This is a genomic window from Acetobacter lovaniensis, from assembly GCF_014207635.1.
In the GTDB taxonomy this organism is placed as follows: domain Bacteria; phylum Pseudomonadota; class Alphaproteobacteria; order Acetobacterales; family Acetobacteraceae; genus Acetobacter; species Acetobacter lovaniensis.
The window spans coordinates 76,848-93,464 of record NZ_JACHIE010000005.1 but is presented as its reverse complement, the minus strand read 5'-3'; the positions used below and the strand labels follow the sequence as shown (position 1 = coordinate 93,464).

16 protein-coding genes and 1 riboswitch are annotated in these 16,617 nt (G+C 60.3%); of the genes, 8 read left to right on the top strand and 8 right to left on the bottom strand.

What is annotated here, in order from left to right; all coding sequences use genetic code 11:
- Window positions 1–2 precede the first annotated feature (2 nt).
- Genes cobN through HNR55_RS07235 form a run of 3 tightly spaced genes read right to left on the bottom strand, consistent with a single transcriptional unit; the run spans window position 3 to window position 4,947 of the window.
- Complete coding sequence (cobN, locus tag HNR55_RS07245) at window positions 3–3,443, bottom strand: cobaltochelatase subunit CobN (protein WP_166113041.1); 3,441 nt, start codon at window positions 3,441–3,443, stop codon at window positions 3–5.
- A gap of 14 nt (window positions 3,444–3,457) precedes the next feature.
- A complete protein-coding gene (gene cobW, locus HNR55_RS07240) occupies window positions 3,458–4,510 on the bottom strand; it encodes a cobalamin biosynthesis protein CobW (protein WP_166113044.1) in 1,053 nt (350 codons plus the stop codon).
- Complete coding sequence (locus HNR55_RS07235; RefSeq protein WP_166113047.1) at window positions 4,507–4,947, bottom strand: DUF1636 family protein; 441 nt, start codon at window positions 4,945–4,947, stop codon at window positions 4,507–4,509. The genes cobW and HNR55_RS07235 overlap by 4 nt, the downstream gene beginning before the upstream one ends.
- Window positions 4,948–5,122: 175 nt before the next feature.
- Window positions 5,123–5,354, bottom strand: a riboswitch (cobalamin riboswitch).
- Window positions 5,355–5,548: 194 nt separating this feature from the next.
- Here HNR55_RS07235 and HNR55_RS07230 point away from each other — a divergent pair.
- From HNR55_RS07230 to HNR55_RS07220, 3 genes are all read left to right on the top strand, one after another.
- Window positions 5,549–6,022 carry a MarR family winged helix-turn-helix transcriptional regulator gene (locus HNR55_RS07230; protein WP_166113293.1) on the top strand — a complete coding sequence of 158 codons (474 nt, stop codon included), beginning with the start codon at window positions 5,549–5,551 and terminating at the stop codon, window positions 6,020–6,022.
- Between the two features lie 25 nt (window positions 6,023–6,047).
- Entirely contained in the window at window positions 6,048–8,258 is a 2,211-nt protein-coding gene (locus HNR55_RS07225; RefSeq protein ID WP_166113296.1) for an FUSC family protein, read from the top strand.
- Between the two features lie 190 nt (window positions 8,259–8,448).
- The gene (locus tag HNR55_RS07220) at window positions 8,449–9,048 is read left to right on the top strand and encodes an acetate uptake transporter (RefSeq protein ID WP_166113050.1); all 600 of its coding nucleotides are present in this window, start codon (window positions 8,449–8,451) and stop codon (window positions 9,046–9,048) included.
- Between the two features lie 102 nt (window positions 9,049–9,150).
- Here HNR55_RS07220 and HNR55_RS07215 read toward each other — a convergent pair whose 3' ends face one another.
- Window positions 9,151–10,170, bottom strand: coding sequence for an enoyl-CoA hydratase/isomerase family protein (locus tag HNR55_RS07215; protein WP_166113053.1), 1,020 nt, complete (start codon window positions 10,168–10,170; stop codon window positions 9,151–9,153).
- Between the two features lie 62 nt (window positions 10,171–10,232).
- Between HNR55_RS07215 and HNR55_RS07210 the strand changes: the two genes are divergently transcribed.
- On the top strand, window positions 10,233–10,727 hold the full coding sequence (locus HNR55_RS07210) for a flavin reductase (protein ID WP_166113056.1): 495 nt from the start codon (window positions 10,233–10,235) through the stop codon (window positions 10,725–10,727).
- A 49-nt stretch (window positions 10,728–10,776) separates the two neighbouring features.
- The gene (locus HNR55_RS16910) at window positions 10,777–10,908 is read left to right on the top strand and encodes a hypothetical protein (RefSeq protein WP_260400870.1); all 132 of its coding nucleotides are present in this window, start codon (window positions 10,777–10,779) and stop codon (window positions 10,906–10,908) included.
- 34 nt (window positions 10,909–10,942) lie between these two features.
- Here the strand turns inward: HNR55_RS16910 and HNR55_RS07205 are convergent, their stop codons facing one another.
- From HNR55_RS07205 to HNR55_RS07195, 3 genes are read right to left on the bottom strand one after another with little or no spacing between them, the layout of a single operon-like run.
- Window positions 10,943–11,737 carry a metal ABC transporter permease gene (locus HNR55_RS07205; RefSeq protein WP_166113059.1) on the bottom strand — a complete coding sequence of 265 codons (795 nt, stop codon included), beginning with the start codon at window positions 11,735–11,737 and terminating at the stop codon, window positions 10,943–10,945.
- On the bottom strand, window positions 11,737–12,543 hold the full coding sequence (locus HNR55_RS07200) for a metal ABC transporter ATP-binding protein (protein ID WP_166113062.1): 807 nt from the start codon (window positions 12,541–12,543) through the stop codon (window positions 11,737–11,739). The genes HNR55_RS07205 and HNR55_RS07200 overlap by 1 nt, the downstream gene beginning before the upstream one ends.
- A complete protein-coding gene (locus tag HNR55_RS07195; protein ID WP_166113065.1) occupies window positions 12,540–13,451 on the bottom strand; it encodes a metal ABC transporter solute-binding protein, Zn/Mn family in 912 nt (303 codons plus the stop codon). Before HNR55_RS07195 ends, HNR55_RS07200 begins: the two co-directional genes overlap by 4 nt.
- Window positions 13,452–13,574: 123 nt before the next feature.
- On the opposite strand from HNR55_RS07195, the gene HNR55_RS07190 reads away from it, so the two are divergent.
- Genes HNR55_RS07190 through HNR55_RS07180 form a run of 3 tightly spaced genes read left to right on the top strand, consistent with a single transcriptional unit; the run spans window position 13,575 to window position 15,748 of the window.
- Entirely contained in the window at window positions 13,575–14,156 is a 582-nt protein-coding gene (locus HNR55_RS07190) for a Fur family transcriptional regulator (protein ID WP_166113068.1), read from the top strand.
- Entirely contained in the window at window positions 14,156–14,677 is a 522-nt protein-coding gene (locus tag HNR55_RS07185) for a hypothetical protein (RefSeq protein WP_242005472.1), read from the top strand. The genes HNR55_RS07190 and HNR55_RS07185 overlap by 1 nt, the downstream gene beginning before the upstream one ends.
- 27 nt (window positions 14,678–14,704) lie before the next feature.
- Entirely contained in the window at window positions 14,705–15,748 is a 1,044-nt protein-coding gene (locus tag HNR55_RS07180; RefSeq protein ID WP_166113071.1) for an asparaginase, read from the top strand.
- A 157-nt stretch (window positions 15,749–15,905) separates the two neighbouring features.
- Here HNR55_RS07180 and HNR55_RS07175 read toward each other — a convergent pair whose 3' ends face one another.
- Window positions 15,906–16,613: a histone gene (locus HNR55_RS07175; protein ID WP_166113074.1), complete on the bottom strand. Its 708-nt coding sequence runs from the start codon at window positions 16,611–16,613 to the stop codon at window positions 15,906–15,908.
- Between the last annotated feature and the right edge of the window lie 4 nt (window positions 16,614–16,617).

Below are 16,617 nucleotides of genomic sequence, written 5' to 3'. Positions count from 1 at the left end.
CGTTATTCACCCTCATCCAGCACACAGGCCACGCTGTTACCGCGTGGGTGCCACAGACCACGCCGCATGGCCTCTTTAAAGCGCTGGCGCATGGCCTCCCTTGCCGCGGGGTTGGCCTGACGCAAAAAATCATCACATTCCGCATTCCCCAGTGTTGCGGCAAACACCAGATCAAACTGCGGGTCAAAGCGCTGGGGCATGGTGGCGGCAAAACCATGCAGCGCGTCCAGCCCGCGCGCCAGTTCGGCGGCACCAGCATATCCGTGCTGCTGCATGCCTTTTATCCATTGCGGGTTGGCCAGACGGCCCCGCACAATGCGGGCAACCTCATCTGCTGTGCCGCGCAGGCGGGGGGACTGTGGGCGGGAGGTATCTCCATGCAGAACCGCAGGCGCGCCCCCCGCCATGTGGCTGGCGGCGGCCAGCCCCCCTTCATGCGCGGCAATATCGGGGCTCTCCAGCAAGTCGGTTTCGGCATTGTCCTGCACGTGCAGGACGGTTTCCGCCCGCCCCAGCAGGGTGGACAGGGCAGCCTGATCGCGCGTGCCATCCCGTCCGCCACCATACATCCACGAGGAACCTTCCAGCCATGCGGCCCCCAGTTCTTCACGGTTATGCCATGTGCCGTGGAGCAGATGGTCCTCCACCCCGGTACCGTAACTTCCTGTGGCGGCACCAAAAATACGTGCGGTAGCCCGTTTACGGGCCTGCCCTTCCAACCCACGGGCCTGTGCTGCAAGGGGGTTCCAGTCATCAGGTTCACGCCGGGCAGCAACTGCGCTGACCGCCTGATCGAACAGGGCAATCTGCTCGCCAAAGGCGTCCCGGAACAGGCCGGAAATACGGAGCGTGACATCCACCCTCGGCCGGTCCAGCACGGGGAGGGGAATGACCTCAAACCCGCACACATGGCCCGTGCTGGCAGTGCGCTGCACCTCCACCCCCATAAGGCGCAGGGCCAGAGCCAGATCCTCCCCCCCCGTGCGCAGGCTGGCTGAGCCCCACATATCCATAACAAGTCTGGTCAGGGGTTCACCGTGTTCCTGCAGGTGGCGGGTCAGCAGGACCTGCTCCATCCGGGTCGCCAGCACCACGGCAGACGGTGTTGGCAGGGCACGCGGGTCCACAGTAAAAAGGTTGCGCCCGGTTGGCAGCACGTCAATACGCCCACGCGTGGGGGCGCCAGCGGGCCCAGCTGCCACCGGCTGCCCTGCCAGAGCTGCCAGCAGGGCGTGCATTTCCGCCGTGCCGCACTGCTTTATGCGTTGCGTAACATCGGCCACAAATGTCTGGTCCCCCTGCCGGGCACAGGCCTGTGCAATGGTTTGCACAAGAGCCATGCAGCGCGGTGCTGTTTTGCCAAAAACATGCAACCCGTCACGGATTTGCAGGTCCTTGACATCGCACAGATACGCATCCAGCCGTGCCAGTGCTTCTGTCTCATCCAACTCGCCGGGCCTGACACCACTTTCGGCCAGAACACCCGTACGGGTTGCACGTTCCAGAATATCCGCCCGCAGCAGGGCACCACGGCGGGGGTCCAGCCCATCGGCCTCCGCATATTCATCAATCAGGCGTTCGAGTTCCTGCATTTCACCCGACAGGCTGGCCTGCATGACCGGGGGCGTCATATGCCCGATGGTTACGGCCCCCAGACGCCTGCGGGCAGCAGCGGCCTCCCCCGGATTATTGACAATAAAGGGATAAATGACCGGCATATCCCCCGTAAGCACCGCAGGCGCGCAGAGCGGGGAAAGAGCCGTGGCCTTGCCCGGCAGCCATTCCAGCGTGCCGTGTGTGCCCAGATGCACCAGTGCATCCAGTTTTTGGCTGCGGCGTAGCCAGAGGTAAAACGCCACATAGGCGTGGCACGGTGGCTGGTCCGGGTCGTGATAAGTGGCTTTACGCTCTGCGGTTTTTCCTCGGTCGGGCTGCACGGCAAGGGTTATGGCACCCAAAGCCACGTAACGCAGGTGGAATGCGCCATCCCTTACCGCTGCATCCTGCTCTGGCGGGCCCCATGCGTCCGCAATGGTGGCCATGAAGTCCGGCGGCAGTTCCGCGCTTAAAGCTTTATAATCTGCCAGAGATAAAACGGCCTGCGGGGGAGACTGGACCATAAGGCAAGCAAGTTCCTGCGCGGCTGGCACCGGCTGCTCCCCCAGTTGGTACCCCTGCTGCTGCATATGCTCCATAATGTTGTGCAGGCTGGCAAAACCATCCAGACCAACGGCATGAGCCACATGCGCGCTGCCCTGCTCCAGCCCTGCGCCGGGGTAGTCGGAGAGTACAATACCAACCCGTTTTTGCTCTACAGGCGTATGCCGCAACCGCGCCCATGCCATGGCCCGCGCCGCCACCATGGCAATGCCAGCATCATACGCCACACGCTGGGCGGGCAACCCCGGAGCCGCATCCTGACGGAAGGAAATGGGAAATGTAGCGATTGTTCCATCAAGTTCTGGCAGAACAACCTGCATAGCAAGGTCCGAGCGCCCCAGCCCGCGCGCGCTTTTGGCCCACAAAGCCTCCGTGCAGCCCGGCTGGAGCACCTGCAACACGGGCGCAGCCGCCGCATCCAGCGGGGAACTCCCCAGCCCCCCACGAGCGGAAAAACAGGTGGCATTCAACACCACATCGGGCTTTGTACGGCGCAAATGCTCAGCAACGCCCTGCGCAACGCCGTGGTCCTTGAGGGATGTCACAAACAGCACCGCCACGGTGCAGCCCTGCCCAGCCAGCACCTCGGCCAGACGCTCCACCCCCGCCATGTCCGATGCCTGAAGGTGTGCTCGGTAAAAAACCAGTACCGCCGAACAGACCGCCTGCTCCCCGGCTGCCGGATATGTACGGTAAACACCCCATGTGGGCAAAGGCTCGGGCTTTGCGCCGTCATCCTCCCCATATCCGGCAAGAGCTGACATAAGCCGCAGGGCTGCAGCCATGTTATCTGGCCCACCTTGGGCGAAAAAGCCGTTCAGGCGCTGCCGTTGGGCGGCCTGCACACCGTAGGACAGTTCGGCCAGACGGGCATCATCCGCCGCCCCCCCCGCTGGCTGCCCGGCCCCACCGCACCCGGTATGGCCGGGCAGAAACACGACAGGCACAGCCTGTTCGCGCGCCCACGCGGCCAGTTCCTCCGCCCCGTAACGCCAGTAATCCAGCCCACCCAGCAGACGCACCACCACACATCTGGCACCCTGCAGGGTATTTTCCACATACAGGTCGATCGACATGGGATGCCGCAGGCGGGCCAGACTTGTCACCTGAACGGATGGTAAGCGGGCCTGCACCTGCCCGCGCATCTGCTGTGCCGCATGGCCCAGCCCCAGCAGATCGCTCTCTGTAAAGGACAGAACAACAATATCCGCACCGGGCAGGCCCAGATCTTCGGCTGTGTCCTGTTCATCCAGTGTCCGGTTTTCGCGGACCAGAAGGTGCATGCCCGTAAACTCCCTTACGCGGCCAGATGGCCCGCAAGAGCGGTGGCAATGGCCGGAGCGTTCAGCCCTTTCTGACCGATGACCACAATGCGGCCCGTACGGTCCTCCCCGGCACCGAGGGGACGGTCGAATTCGTGCCGGAAGCGGCTACCCACCCCCTGCACGGCCAGACGCATGGGTTTGCCTGCAACGCTTGCAAAGCCTTTCATACGCAGCACGTCAAAGCTGCGAGCCGTGTTTTGCAAGGTGGTCAGGAACTCATCCACACTGTGCTGCTCGGGTACGGCTACCACAAAGCTTTCAAAATCATCATGCTCGTGCTCGCCATCTTCCGCATCGTGGTGGGATGGGCGGGCAGCAAGGTCGCTCTCGGCCGCAGCACCAATACCCAGCAGCACGGCGGGGTCTACCCTGCCTTCCGTTGCCCGCACAATCTGCACAGGGCGGGGGGCATTGTCCCGAATATGCTGCTCCACCGTTGCCAGTTGCGCTGCATCCAGCAGGTCGGTCTTGTTCAGCACCACCAGATCGGCAGCGTTGATCTGGTCTTCAAACACCTCGGCCAGCGGGTTGTCGTGATCCAGCGAGGGGTCTTCGGCCCGCTGTGCTTCCACGGCCTGCGGGTCATCCGCAAAGCGCCCGGCGGCTACGGCGGGGGCATCCACCACGGCCACAACGCCATCTACCGTCATGCGGTTACGCACCGTGGGCCAGCCAAACGCCTTGAGCAGGGGCTTGGGCAGAGCCAGCCCTGATGTTTCGATCACCACATGTTCGGGTGGGTCAGCCCGGTCCAGCAGGGCTTCCATGGTGGGCAGGAAGTCATCCGCTACAGTGCAGCACAGACAGCCATTGGTCAGTTCGACAATGTCTTCCTCGCGGCAGCCCTCCACCCCGCAGCCGCGCAGGATTTCGCCATCAATACCGAGCGAGCCGAATTCATTCACCACCACGGCAATGCGGTGCCCCTGCGCCCGGCTGAGCAGGTGCCGCAGCAGGGTGGTTTTACCAGCGCCCAGAAAACCGGTGATAATGGTTACGGGCACGCGTGTCTTGGCAGCAGTCATGGTTCTTCCTGTTCGTTATAAAGCGTTGCGGGCACACGCCCCAGCACCATATCGGCCAGCGTTGCCGGGCGGCGCGATGGCATGACAGTCCCTTTGGCCGATGCCGCATACAGGCGGGCATAAGCCAGAATATCCTCAGCTTTTTCCGGCCCGAGGTGGCCCAGCAACCATGTCCAGCGCTCGGGCATGGCTATGGCCGCCGTACACCCCCGGTCACACGCTGCCAGACAGGCCACCGGGCGCAGCGTGGCGGAAGGGGCAGCTCCGGCCAGACGCTCCGCATCCAGCAGAACCTGCAGGCGCTCGAGCAGTTGCGCACCCGGCGGGCAATCCATGGCAGGCCCTCCCCGCCTGCACGTAACGCAGACATGCAGCACGGGTGGCCCAGCCTGTGCTGAATGCGCAGAAGGGATAGACAAAGAGTGTTCGGCGGTCATGCGTCTTTCCAACGGGCCATTGTTCCACAACGTGAGGTTGTGGCAGGCATGGGGCAGTAACAACCAGCCCTCTGCCACGCATATGGCAAAGAAAACGCACCACCGAGTGCATCCGTGCCTGCCAGGCACCCCGCCAGCAGACAACGCCAGAACGCAACCATTCCCGCAGGAACAGCCTTACAGACGAGTGATGGCAGGTCTCCTGGCTTGTACCCTGCCTGCACCAGCCATGAACTGGCGCAAAGCACTGCCCCGCTGCCTTCCCGAGTCCCGAAAGGACCAGTGGCGACCCCGAACAGGGCCGGGGCGGAGCATGATGGGTACTTACAGTTGCGGGGGCAGCGACGGCTTTGCACCGGTCTTCCCTTTTCACCCCGGTCAGGGGCACCATCAAGTATTGGCATGATGTGCACAAAAACCCTGCCGATTCAAGGCATGTCGCACTCTGGTCCAGCATGGCTGCGCAGCATGAACAGGCCGGAAGAGCCCTACCCTGCCCTGGAACATGGAGCACGGAACATGATTGACCCACAGGGTGGGCTGGCCTATTTTGCCATATACTTTTTATCTCAACTATAATGACACTAATTTAATGGACCGCATGACTGAGCCGCGCCACATGCCAGCACTGGACGAAACGTATTTTCCCGGCATGGCGCTGACCTTCCGGGTCATGCGGCTGGCAACGCTCTGGCGCACACAACTGGACCGGGCCCTGCGCCCGCATGGCATGTCCCTTGCTGTCATGCGCCCTATGGCCTACCTGTGTATGCTGCCTGAAGGGGCGACCCAGCGCGACCTCGCCCAGACCATGACCATAGACTGCTCCGCACTGGTACGTGTTCTTGACCTGCTGGAAAAACAGAAGCTGATCACCCGCACACCCGATGCTCAGGACCGCCGCGTAAAACGCCTGTTCCTGACAGAGGCCGGGCGGGAACAGTGCAGGCTGTTCCATACGATTGCCGCCGAACTCGAGCAGACCATACGATGCTCGCTCCCTCCGGCTCAGGCGGATACCCTCACACAGACCCTCTCCTCCTTGCTCGAAGCACACCATGCCCACACGCTCTGACCTGCTCACCCTGCCCGGATCGTTCATGCACTGGGTCAACCAGCGCTTTGCCCCCGCAGTTTTTGCGGATGATGCCCGCTGGAATGGCTTTACCGCCACGGCGGGCTATACCATGCGTGTGTTCCTCTCCATTGGTATTGCGCTTTTTCTGGCCTTTGTTTTTCAGCTTCAGTCCCCGCTCAGCGCGGCGACAACGGTGCTGATCGTCGCCAACCCCACGGTTGGGGCCATGGTCTCCAAAAGTGTGTGGCGTCTTATTGGCACCCTGATCGGGGCCACAATCAGTGTGGGAGTTATGGCTGTTTTTGTGCAGTCCCCCGTTCTTTACTTTGCGGCCCTATCCGTTTTTGTCGGCCTTGCCTGCATGGTCGCCACGTTTTTACGGTTTTTCCGTGCCTATGCGGCCGTGCTGACCGGCTATACGATCGTCATTATCGCAGCCCCCGCCTTTGCCGACCCCGATGGCATTTTTCTATCCGCCATGAGCCGCCTTTCCGTTGTGGCAACGGGCATTCTGGTCACGGCCTGCGTGTTCATGGTCACCTCCGTGCGCAGACCCAGCACCGTGCTGCACAAACTCGGTCAGGCGTTCAGGGAAACTGTTCTGCATGCCAGAACATTTCATAAAGCTGAAAGTGAGCGCACAACGCCCGAAGCACTTGATGCCACCGTAACCAGCACGCTGGAAAAACAGGAACAGAAAACCCAGAGCACCAACACGATTTTTCGTGGGCTCGGCCAGCCAATCTATGACAGTCGCAGCAAGCTTCTGGCCAACATGTCCGGCCTGACCCCCGCCATAGAATTTGCCGCAGCCGATGACCCGGACATGCAAAACCGCGTGCGTAACCTGCGCCTGTGCTTAAGCCGCCTGACGGGGCTGATTGTCAGCTACCACCCATACTGGCTGACTTTTTCCGCCGGGGTGGAAGAAACCCGCGCGGTGCACCTGCTGGTTGCCCGGACACTGGGCGAGATTCTGGAACTGACCGAAAACACCCACTGGCTGACCAACCCCGCCCCGCTCTCCACCTGCCTGCATGACGCACTGAAAACACTGGAACAGCTTGCCCGCCAGACCACGAGCACCACCACCCTTGCCGCACTGGACAACACACGGGACGCACTGGTGCAGATGGACCTTGCCCTGCACGACCTGACCAGCCCGCACCCCGACCGCACACAGACCAGCATCCAGCCTTATCTGGAATGGCCAACAGCCCTGCGTAATGGCGTGCGCGGGAGTTTTATTGCCCTGCTGGCCGGTATGTTATGGTATGTTCTGCACTGGAGTTCCGGCCCGCTGCTGATCATATACACCGTTGCGGCGTCCAGCCTTTTGTCCACCACCCCCTCGGCGGCCAAGGCCAGCCCCATGATGGCGGCAGGCACCCTGCTGGCCGTGCCCATGGGGTTTTTGTGCCACACACTGGCCCTGCCGCGTATAGATGGCTACCCGTTACTCTGGCTTAGTCTCTGCCTGTTCCTGCTGCCGGGTGTGTGGTTGCAGTTCCATCCGCGGTACAGCATTGGCGCATTTGGATATGCCGTGTTTTTTACCATGATGCTCTCAGTCAATAACCCGATTGTTTATGATGACCTGACCCTGACCAACAACTGGATGAGCATCATAGCCGCCTGTGCCCTGCTGGCTATTGTCTTCAAGGTTATTCTGCCAGCAGACCACAGGCTGGATGCCGCGCGGCTGGTCACGTCCCTGACACGCAGCATTCAGAAACTGGCGCGCACCCCTTATGGCCGCACCGAACCGTGGGTGGCGTGGGAAGGGCTGCAACTGCAAAAAATCTCGCGCCTGATGATGCGCCTTTCCTTCATGACCACCAGTCTGGACCGACAGGGGTACACGGACGCAGCCTTTGCCTCGCTCTCCCTTGGCAGGTTGATTGTACGGCTCAAATGGAATGCGGCCCACGCAACGCTGGACCCTCAGGCCCAGACCGCTCTGACAAACGCATTGAACGCTTTTGCCCAACTGCGCCATAACCCGGTAGAAACAGCCAATGCGCTCAAGCAGGCTGCTCTGGCCATCCGCGCCATTCCAACACAGGAAGCCGGGTTATCCCTGACGCGAGACCGAACCCTGTCCTGCCTTGAGCAGGCGGCCAATATCATTCTCTCGGTTCCCGGTTTTTTCCATGTGCATGGCCCTATCCAACTGGCGGAAGACCTGGGGCGGCCTGCCATTCCGGTTTCTGTCCACCCTGCTGCGCGCTAGATTTTTTACTGGATGCCCTGTGGGAGAATAAACCCGATACTGTAAAAAACAAATTTCAGAGAGCAACGAACTTTATAGTTTCATTTAATAAATTAGTTTTTACGCTGTTAATATATTTTTTATGGGAACTTAACCTGAAGACACCTCTTATAAACGAGCCATTACATTAATTTCCATAAGAAGAAACACCATGGCTCAAACCGATCTTACACTCCATACCCCCCTGCGGGCCAACCCGGCCCCACTTGGTCTGATGGGGTTTGGCATGACCACCATTCTACTTAACCTGCACAATGCTGGCCTTGTGCCCATGGGCTCCGCCATTCTGGCCATGGGCCTGCTTTTTGGCGGTATTGCACAGATTATCGCAGGTATTCTGGAATACGACGCTGGCAACACCTTTGGCATGACAGCCTTTATCTCCTACGGTGCGTTCTGGCTGACCCTGGTCGCCCTGATCGCCATGCCGCACACGGGCATTGTACCTGCCAGTTCCCCCGCGCTGGTGGGCAGCTACCTGCTCCTCTGGGGGCTGTTCTCCTTTATCCTGTTTTTGGGCACGCTGCGGGCTACGCGCGCGCATCAGATTATTTTTGGCACACTGGTTATTCTGTTTGCGCTGCTGGGGCTGGGCGACCTGCTGGGCCAGCCGGGGCTTACGGTTATTGCTGGTTATGAAGGTCTGGTATGTGGCCTGTCCGCCGTGTATCTGGCCGCGGCCGAAATTCTGGAAGCCCAGTTCAAATGCCCGGTCCTGCCTGTTGGGCCTTATAAACCCGCCACGGCCTGAGCGCACCACGGCCCATAACTTCAAACACAATACGCTTTTAAAATAACACCTGCAGCCCTCCTTGCCCTGACCTTACAGGGCGAGAAGGGCTGTATGCCGTACCTAGCTGGCCAGCACGGCCTCCAGTGCCGCCACATCCACCGCCGCCAGCATGGGAGGTTGCCAGAGCGGGGCGTTATCGCGGTCAATCAGACGCGCGCGCACACCTTCCACAAAATCCGTACGGCCCACCATGTAACGGACCAGCCGCCTCTCAATGGCAAAAGCCTCCTGCAACGAGGATGCCCTGCGCGCATGCTGCCAGCCATACCATGCCGCAAAAATGGACGTTGGGCAGGCGCGTGAAATATCCTCCAGATCCGTCCGGGCAGTCTTCTGGTCCGAACATTCCAGCCCACGCACAATCTGCTCCAGACTGGCCGAAGGATCGTATTCTTCCAGCGTGCAGGCCTGTGCGGGCAGTTCCAATGGACCAATAAGGCCGAACACATCTTCCACCGGGCGCAGAGCCAGCAAACCACGCAGGTTATCCAGACTGTCCGAAGGCACCATACGGTCCGCAAAGCCCATGGCTACGGCCTCTACCCCACTCATACGTCCACCCGTAAGCGCCAGTCGCAACCCCGCGCCACCCGGAGCGCGCGACAGCAGCCACGACCCACCGGCATCAGGCACAAGCCCTATGGATGTCTCAGGCATGGACACAATGGAACGCTCGGTCACAACCCGGTAGCGGGCATGACCACCCAGCCCCACGCCTCCCCCCATGGCAATACCATCCATGAACGACACAACGGGTTTGGCATACTGCGCGATGTGCAACATGGTCTGGTAAACACGGTCCATCAGCTCAAACGCATGGTCCGGGCCGTCCACCAGCAACACATCGCGTATGGCCTTGAGGTCTCCGCCTGCGCAGAACGCGCGCGGAGCACTGCTTTCAATCAGCACCACATGCACGGATGGGTCATCCCGCCATGCGGCCAGAGCGCGTTCAATGCCGGTCGCCATCTCCAGATCAACGGCATTCAGCCGTCTGGGCTTATCCAGTATGATGCTCCCCAGATGCCCCTGCCGGGCCGTTCGCACGCATGCCGTGCCGGAAAGGACGTCCTTGATCATTGCTTTCCTCTTTGTTTCATGCACAAACACATAGCCATCAACCGTTGGAATGAGGACAGCAGATGTTGGCTCCGGAGACCAGTGCCTATCGTGAAGCCATGGCCAGACTGGGTGCGGCTGTGAATATTGTGACAACAGGAACACTGGATAACCCGGTCGGATTTACCGCATCTGCCGTTTGCTCCGTAACCGACACGCCTCCTACATTGCTGGTCTGCCTGAACCGCAACAGTCGCGCGCGCTCCGCCTTTTATGAGGAAGGGGCCATGTGCGTCAATGTGCTCACATCCAGCCAGCAGGACCTGTCCAACCATTTTGCAAGCCCGAACACCATGGCCGAACGCTTTGCCGCAGGCCACTGGCAGACACTGGCCACCGGGGCACCCGTCCTGCACGAAGCCGCCGCATCCTTTGATTGCCAGATCAGCCAGATTGTGGAAGTGGGCACGCATAGTGTTCTTTTTGGCATTGTGCGGGGTATTTTATGCCATGCTGGCGCGGAAGGACTTGTTTATTTTAACCGCAGCTACCACTCTCTACCTTGTCGGCAGGGTTAACGGCGGCCCAAAGGGCGCTGCATCCCTGTTTATATAAGGAGCACAACTGATGGTCCGTAAACATTCCCAAAGCCGCGCTCTGGCCCTTCCCACCACACAAAACCAGATGGTACTGGCCCTGTATGCGGCCCTGACCGCCGCTGTTGTTCTGGGCACGGGCCTGAACTGGCTGCTCACCTGAAAATTACCGTATCTCAGGCACCATCTGCCCGGCTTTAGCGCCCGCGCAGATGGGCCACTCCATTGGCTGCGGCAAACACCACACTCCCCAGCAACGCAATCCAGAAGGATGCAGGGCAGTCGCTCAGCCATGACAGGCACAGCCCGCCCCATGCTTCAAACAGGGCAAGGGCAAATGCCACAGCCATGCCCGGCATTGGTCCAAAACCCAGACGCAGGCTGGCAGCAGCCGGGGCGACCATAAGGGTAAAAACCAGCAGCACCCCGGTAATCTGTGAGCACATGGCCGTGGCAATGCCCACCAGAGCCAGAAACAGCACATCCAGCAGGCGCAGGTTAACGCCTTTGGCCTCGGCCACATCGGGCTGGAGAGAGGCGAACAGTAAAGGCCTGCTCATAACGCCAAGACACACAACACAGCCAATGGCCAGTGCACCCAGCCAGTAAAGGCTGGACGGAGCAATACCCAGAATATCGCCAAACAGCAAAGCTGTGGCGGCTCCGGCCGAGCGCGTCAGAAAATGCAGGCACAAGGCCCCGATACCCATGGCGAGCGATAGCACCAGCCCGATCATGACATCCCGCCCGATCACCCGGTCGCTTGCCATACCCATGCCCATACCGCTGATAACCGCACTCAGCCCGAACCCCAGCAGCGCAGGTTGCCCCCACAGCAAAGCAGCGCCAGCCCCGGCAAAGCCAACATGCGAAAGCGCATGACTGGCAAAGCTCTGCCCCCGCAGCACCAGAAACCACCCTACGGGGCCGCAGACAAAAGCTGCCAGAAAAGCAGCCACAAACGCGGTGCGCATAAACTCGTAGGCAAACATCAGCGCGTATGCTCCGCACAGTCACAACAATGCAGGGTGTCTGCCCCGCCGTCGGCCACCACAAACAGGCGTCCGTCTGCACGCACCACCTCGACCGGCGCACCGTAGAGCGCACTCAGGGCCGGGGTTGTCATAACCTCATCCACACTCCCCAACAACGCCTTGCCATGCGCCAGATAAAGAACGTGGTCCATAAACCCCATAAGCGGATTAATATCATGCGTGGAAAACAGGACCGTTAACCCCCGCTCACGTGCCAGATCATAAATCCGGCGCGTTGTCTCGCGCATGCGGGCGGGGTCCAGACTTGCCAGAGGCTCATCCAGCAGCAGAATACGCGGCTGGTCCAGCAGGGCCTGCGCCAGCAAGAGCCGCTGCCGCTCCCCACCGGAAAGAGACATAACCGGCCGCATGGCCAGATCCTGCGCGTCCACCGCCTCCAACGCGGCGTTTACCTCCGCCTGTGCGCTGGCCGAGTACCATGGCAGACCCCAGACGCGCCCCTGCAAGGCGGCGGCCACCATGTGCCACCCATTAAGCTGCCCGGCAACCATACGCCGCATTTGCGGCATATAGCCCACAGGCATGCGGCCCTTGCCAAAACTCTGCCCTTCCACACGCACATAGCCCTGCTCTGGCGTGGTAAGCCCCAGAATGGCGCGAAAAAGAGAGGTTTTGCCAGCGCCATTCCCCCCCAGCACAGCCACAAAGCTACCCGGTGGAATGGCAAAGCTGACCTGATCAAGCACACGCCGCCCGCCATATGACACACTGAGCTGCCCGGCCTCGATAGCCGGAACGCTCACTGCTGCACTCCCAGAAGCTGGCCTGTACGGGCAAGAATATCATGCACCCAGACCTGCCAGTGCTTGCGCGGTGGCAGCATTTCAGACAGCGGCATGGTGGGCACATTGGACTGCTGCGCCAGTTCCAGCAGCTGCCGGACGGATGGTTCTTCCACCTGCTGGTTATAAACCAGCATTTTCAGGCGCTTGTCTTTCAGGTCGCTCTCAAACGTTGCAACGGTGGATGGGGCTGGCTCCACATCGTTCATGATTGCAAGCTGGTAGGCCTGTTCGTCCATCTGCAAACCCAGCAGGTCCGCAAGGGGGGTAAACAGCGGTTCGGTCGCAGCCACATGCATGCCCGCGACATGCTCCCTCAACAACGCGGCATGCGCCTGAATGGACTTGATGATCAGCTGCATTTTTTGCGCCCGACCTGCGTATCCATCCGCGTGGTCGGGGTCTATCTGGGCGCAGGCTTCGGCAAAATGCTGCACAAAAGCGCTAACCGCATCCATATTGAACCACAGATGCGGGTTGCCCCCTTCCTGCCAGCCTGACCACGAATCGGCCTTAACATACCGCACGGGCAACAGGCCGGAGGCGGCAACCAGTTTGTCGGCCCATGCATCGTACCCTGCGCCGTTGGCCACAACCAGTTCCGCCGCCGCAATCATGCGCGCATCGGTCGGGGTGGCCTGATATTCGTGCGGGTCCACCGTGGGGGAGGACAAAATGGCCACAACCCGCATGTCTGGTGCTGCAATCTGTGCGGCAATATCACCCCACGTATTTTCCGCTGCCACAACCAGCGGCATTCTGGCGGCCTGCGCGCCACCGGCCACACCCCCGAGAATACTCACCACTCCCAACGCACAAAGGGCTGTTTTCAACCAGAATTTCTGTTTTTTCTTACCTCGAAGAACCATGACGCAGACACCTCAACCAATGATATGTAATAATATTACATCAATTCTGATCATCCGTCACCTCATCACGCATATCTGGCCTTCCTCTTCTGGCTCGTTTAGGCTAGAAACAAGAGAGAACGGATGATGAACATGCAGACCAGAACACCACCCTCCTCCCCAGCAGATAACGGCTACGGTTTTTCGGACCGTATTCAGCGCCAGCTTGAGCACGCCGCTCATCTCTGCGCCGGGCAGGGAGGACGCATGACCCCGCAACGGCGCGATGTTCTGGGCCTGATCCTGACTGCCACAACGCCCGTTGGCGCCTACGACCTGCTTGAACAGCTCAAAACATCGGGCCGCAAACCTGCTCCCCCTACCGTTTACCGCGCGCTCGATTTTCTGCTCGAACATGGTCTTATTCACCGCATTGAACGCCTGTCGGCTTTTGTGCCGTGCACCCACCTCCAGCAGGACCATCCCCACGACCACTCTCATGGACCAGCGGAGAACTGCCTGCATAGCGCGCAGTTCCTGATCTGCCGGAGCTGTGGCGGTGTGACCGAGATTGCCGACGCTCCGCGCGTTCTGGATGTACTGAAAAGCATTTGTGGCAAAAAAAACTTTACCATGCAAAGCGCATCGGTCGAAGTGGAAGGGGTATGTGAAGACTGCGCCCCCGCCTCACGCGGCCAGAAGGGGCCTGCCCCAGCCCCCAACTGATGGAACACCCCGCCCCAACCGGCCCTGTTCAGCCAGACCTGCCAACCCTGCCTTCCGGCAAGGCCCGCAAGCCCGTTCAGGTGGGTAAAAAAACAGCCAGACCCAGAACAGTTTCCAAAACACCGGGATTGCAGCAGACAGACCTGTTTGCCCTGCCCCTCCCCCCACTCCCCCGTTCGCACTTCCTGCCCGACGAAATCCGCCTGAGCCTTGTACCTGCGCCGGAAAAACTCCCGCCTGCTGGTGAAGACTGTTTTTTATACATGGTTGTTTCGCAAGATCATGCGCAACACCTTATGGCCGCCGGCCTCCCCTTAAACCGACGCGCGCCCCTTATGCTGACCGAACGGGCCGGAATTCCCCCATGGCTGGCAAAAACGGCAGAAACCACGGCATGTGATGCACATAACATGCCTGTTGTGCTCAAACTCAAACGTTCCCTTGTCGCGCAAGCTCTGGAGCTGGAGCCAGACCATACGGCAGAATTTGCCACACCATGCTACCTTCTCAGCGGCAATTAAACATTCTTGATCAACAGGCCCAGTTTCATGACAGATGACGTTCTTCTTGCTCAGACAACCCGCAACGGCATTGTGGAATCCAGCCATTATGGCGCTGCCATTGTTGTGGATGCGCACGGCAAAACCGTTTTTTCCGCCGGGGACTGCACAACACCTGTTTTTCCACGCTCTACGGTCAAGGCGTTGCAAGCACTCCCTTTACTGACCGAGGGTGCCGCAGACCGCTTTGCCCTACCAGACAAAGCGCTGGCACTGGCCTGCGCCTCCCATCAGGGCGAGCCTGAACATATTGCTGTTGCCACAGACATGCTGGCCCGCACGGGGCTGGATTACGGCGCGCTCGAATGTGGCACCCACTGGCCGCTGGATACAGCCGCCGCTCGCGCGCTGGCGGCGGCGGGGGAGGCACCCTGCGCACTCCATAACTGCTGTTCGGGCAAGCATGCGGGCTTTATCTGCCTCTCCTGCGCGACCGGGCAGGATGTGGCGCACTACACCCGCCCTGAACACCGCGTAATGCAAACCGTTGCCCAGACACTACAGGAGGTTACCGGAGCACCCCACACCACGGCAAACAGGGCGGTGGACGGATGCGCCATTCCCACATGGGCTATCCCCCTGTCTGCGCTGGCTCTGGGTTATGCCCGCTTTGCCAGCGGCATTGGCCTTTCCCCCGACCGGGCCCTGGCCGCACAACGCCTGCGCAACGCCATAACCCGGAACCCGTTCATGATCGCGGGCAGCAGGCAGTTTGACACGCGGATCATGGCCGAACTGGCCCCCAGAGTCCTGACAAAAATGGGGGCTGAAGGCGTGATGCTTGTGGCCCTGCCAGAACAGGGGCTGGGCATGGCCATAAAATGCCGTGATGGCGGCGCACGTGCGGCAGAAACTGCGGCAGCAGCCCTGATTGCCCGTTTTGCCCGCATAGAGAACGCACCTGTTTTAACACATTTCATGCGCCGCCCGCTTAAAAACTGGAATGGTCAGCTCGTAGGGGAACTACGAGCATCCAGCCTGCTGGCACAGACCTATCTGCCCCCCGTCCCATTGGAACAGGACTACGCATAAAAAAACCGGATAACCCAAACGGCTATCCGGAATTATGGAGCTTTGTACACCTTACCAAACACCCCAGTGCGGTAAGAATAACAAGAACTCGGTATAAACAATGCGAGCCTGACCAGCCTTTGCAGGGTCAGGCCCGCACCGTAATGCTGCTTAACTCTTATGCCTTTGTGGCACGGGGCCGCTGTGTCGCAGCGGCCTTGCGCTTGCGCACGGGTGCGGCTTTTTCCGTATCCGCTGCGGCTTCGGCTGCCAGACGTTCATAACGCTTGCGACGGCGACGTTCCTGCACAACGCGCAGTTTTTCAACTGCAGACAGGTTCTTAGCACTCTCTGCGGCTTCGGCCTTCTCAGCCCGCTTCCGTGTTGCCTTTGCAGCAGGCTTGGCAGGAACCGGAGCTTCCACCACAGCCTTGCGGGCTGACTTACGCGCGCGGGTGGGAGCAGGCTGCACAACTTCCGGCGCGGCAACGACCGGGGCGCGTGTTGCGCGGGTGGCGGCAGTCTTGGCTGCTTTTACCTTACGAACCGCCTTGACCGGAGCCTCCACCACAGCGGCTACGGCTGCGGTTTTTGCACGGCGCGCCGGTTTGGCCGCGGCTTCCACCGGAGCTGCTGCGGCAGCGGCCTTGCTGGTTTTTCCGGCTGTTGCAGGCTTGACCGTTTTTTCTACTTTGGCCGCTTTGCGGGGCGTTGCGCTCTGCCGTGTCTTGCGCGTAGTGATAGCCGGGGCTTCCACTTCAAAAATTTCTTCTACCACTTCCACTTTTGCACGCGGCGCGCGTTTTTTTGGGGTCGTTACAGCAGCGACGCGGGCGGGGGCACGTTTACCGGCAACAGCCTTGCGGCCTTTTTTGGTCTCACTCATTCCA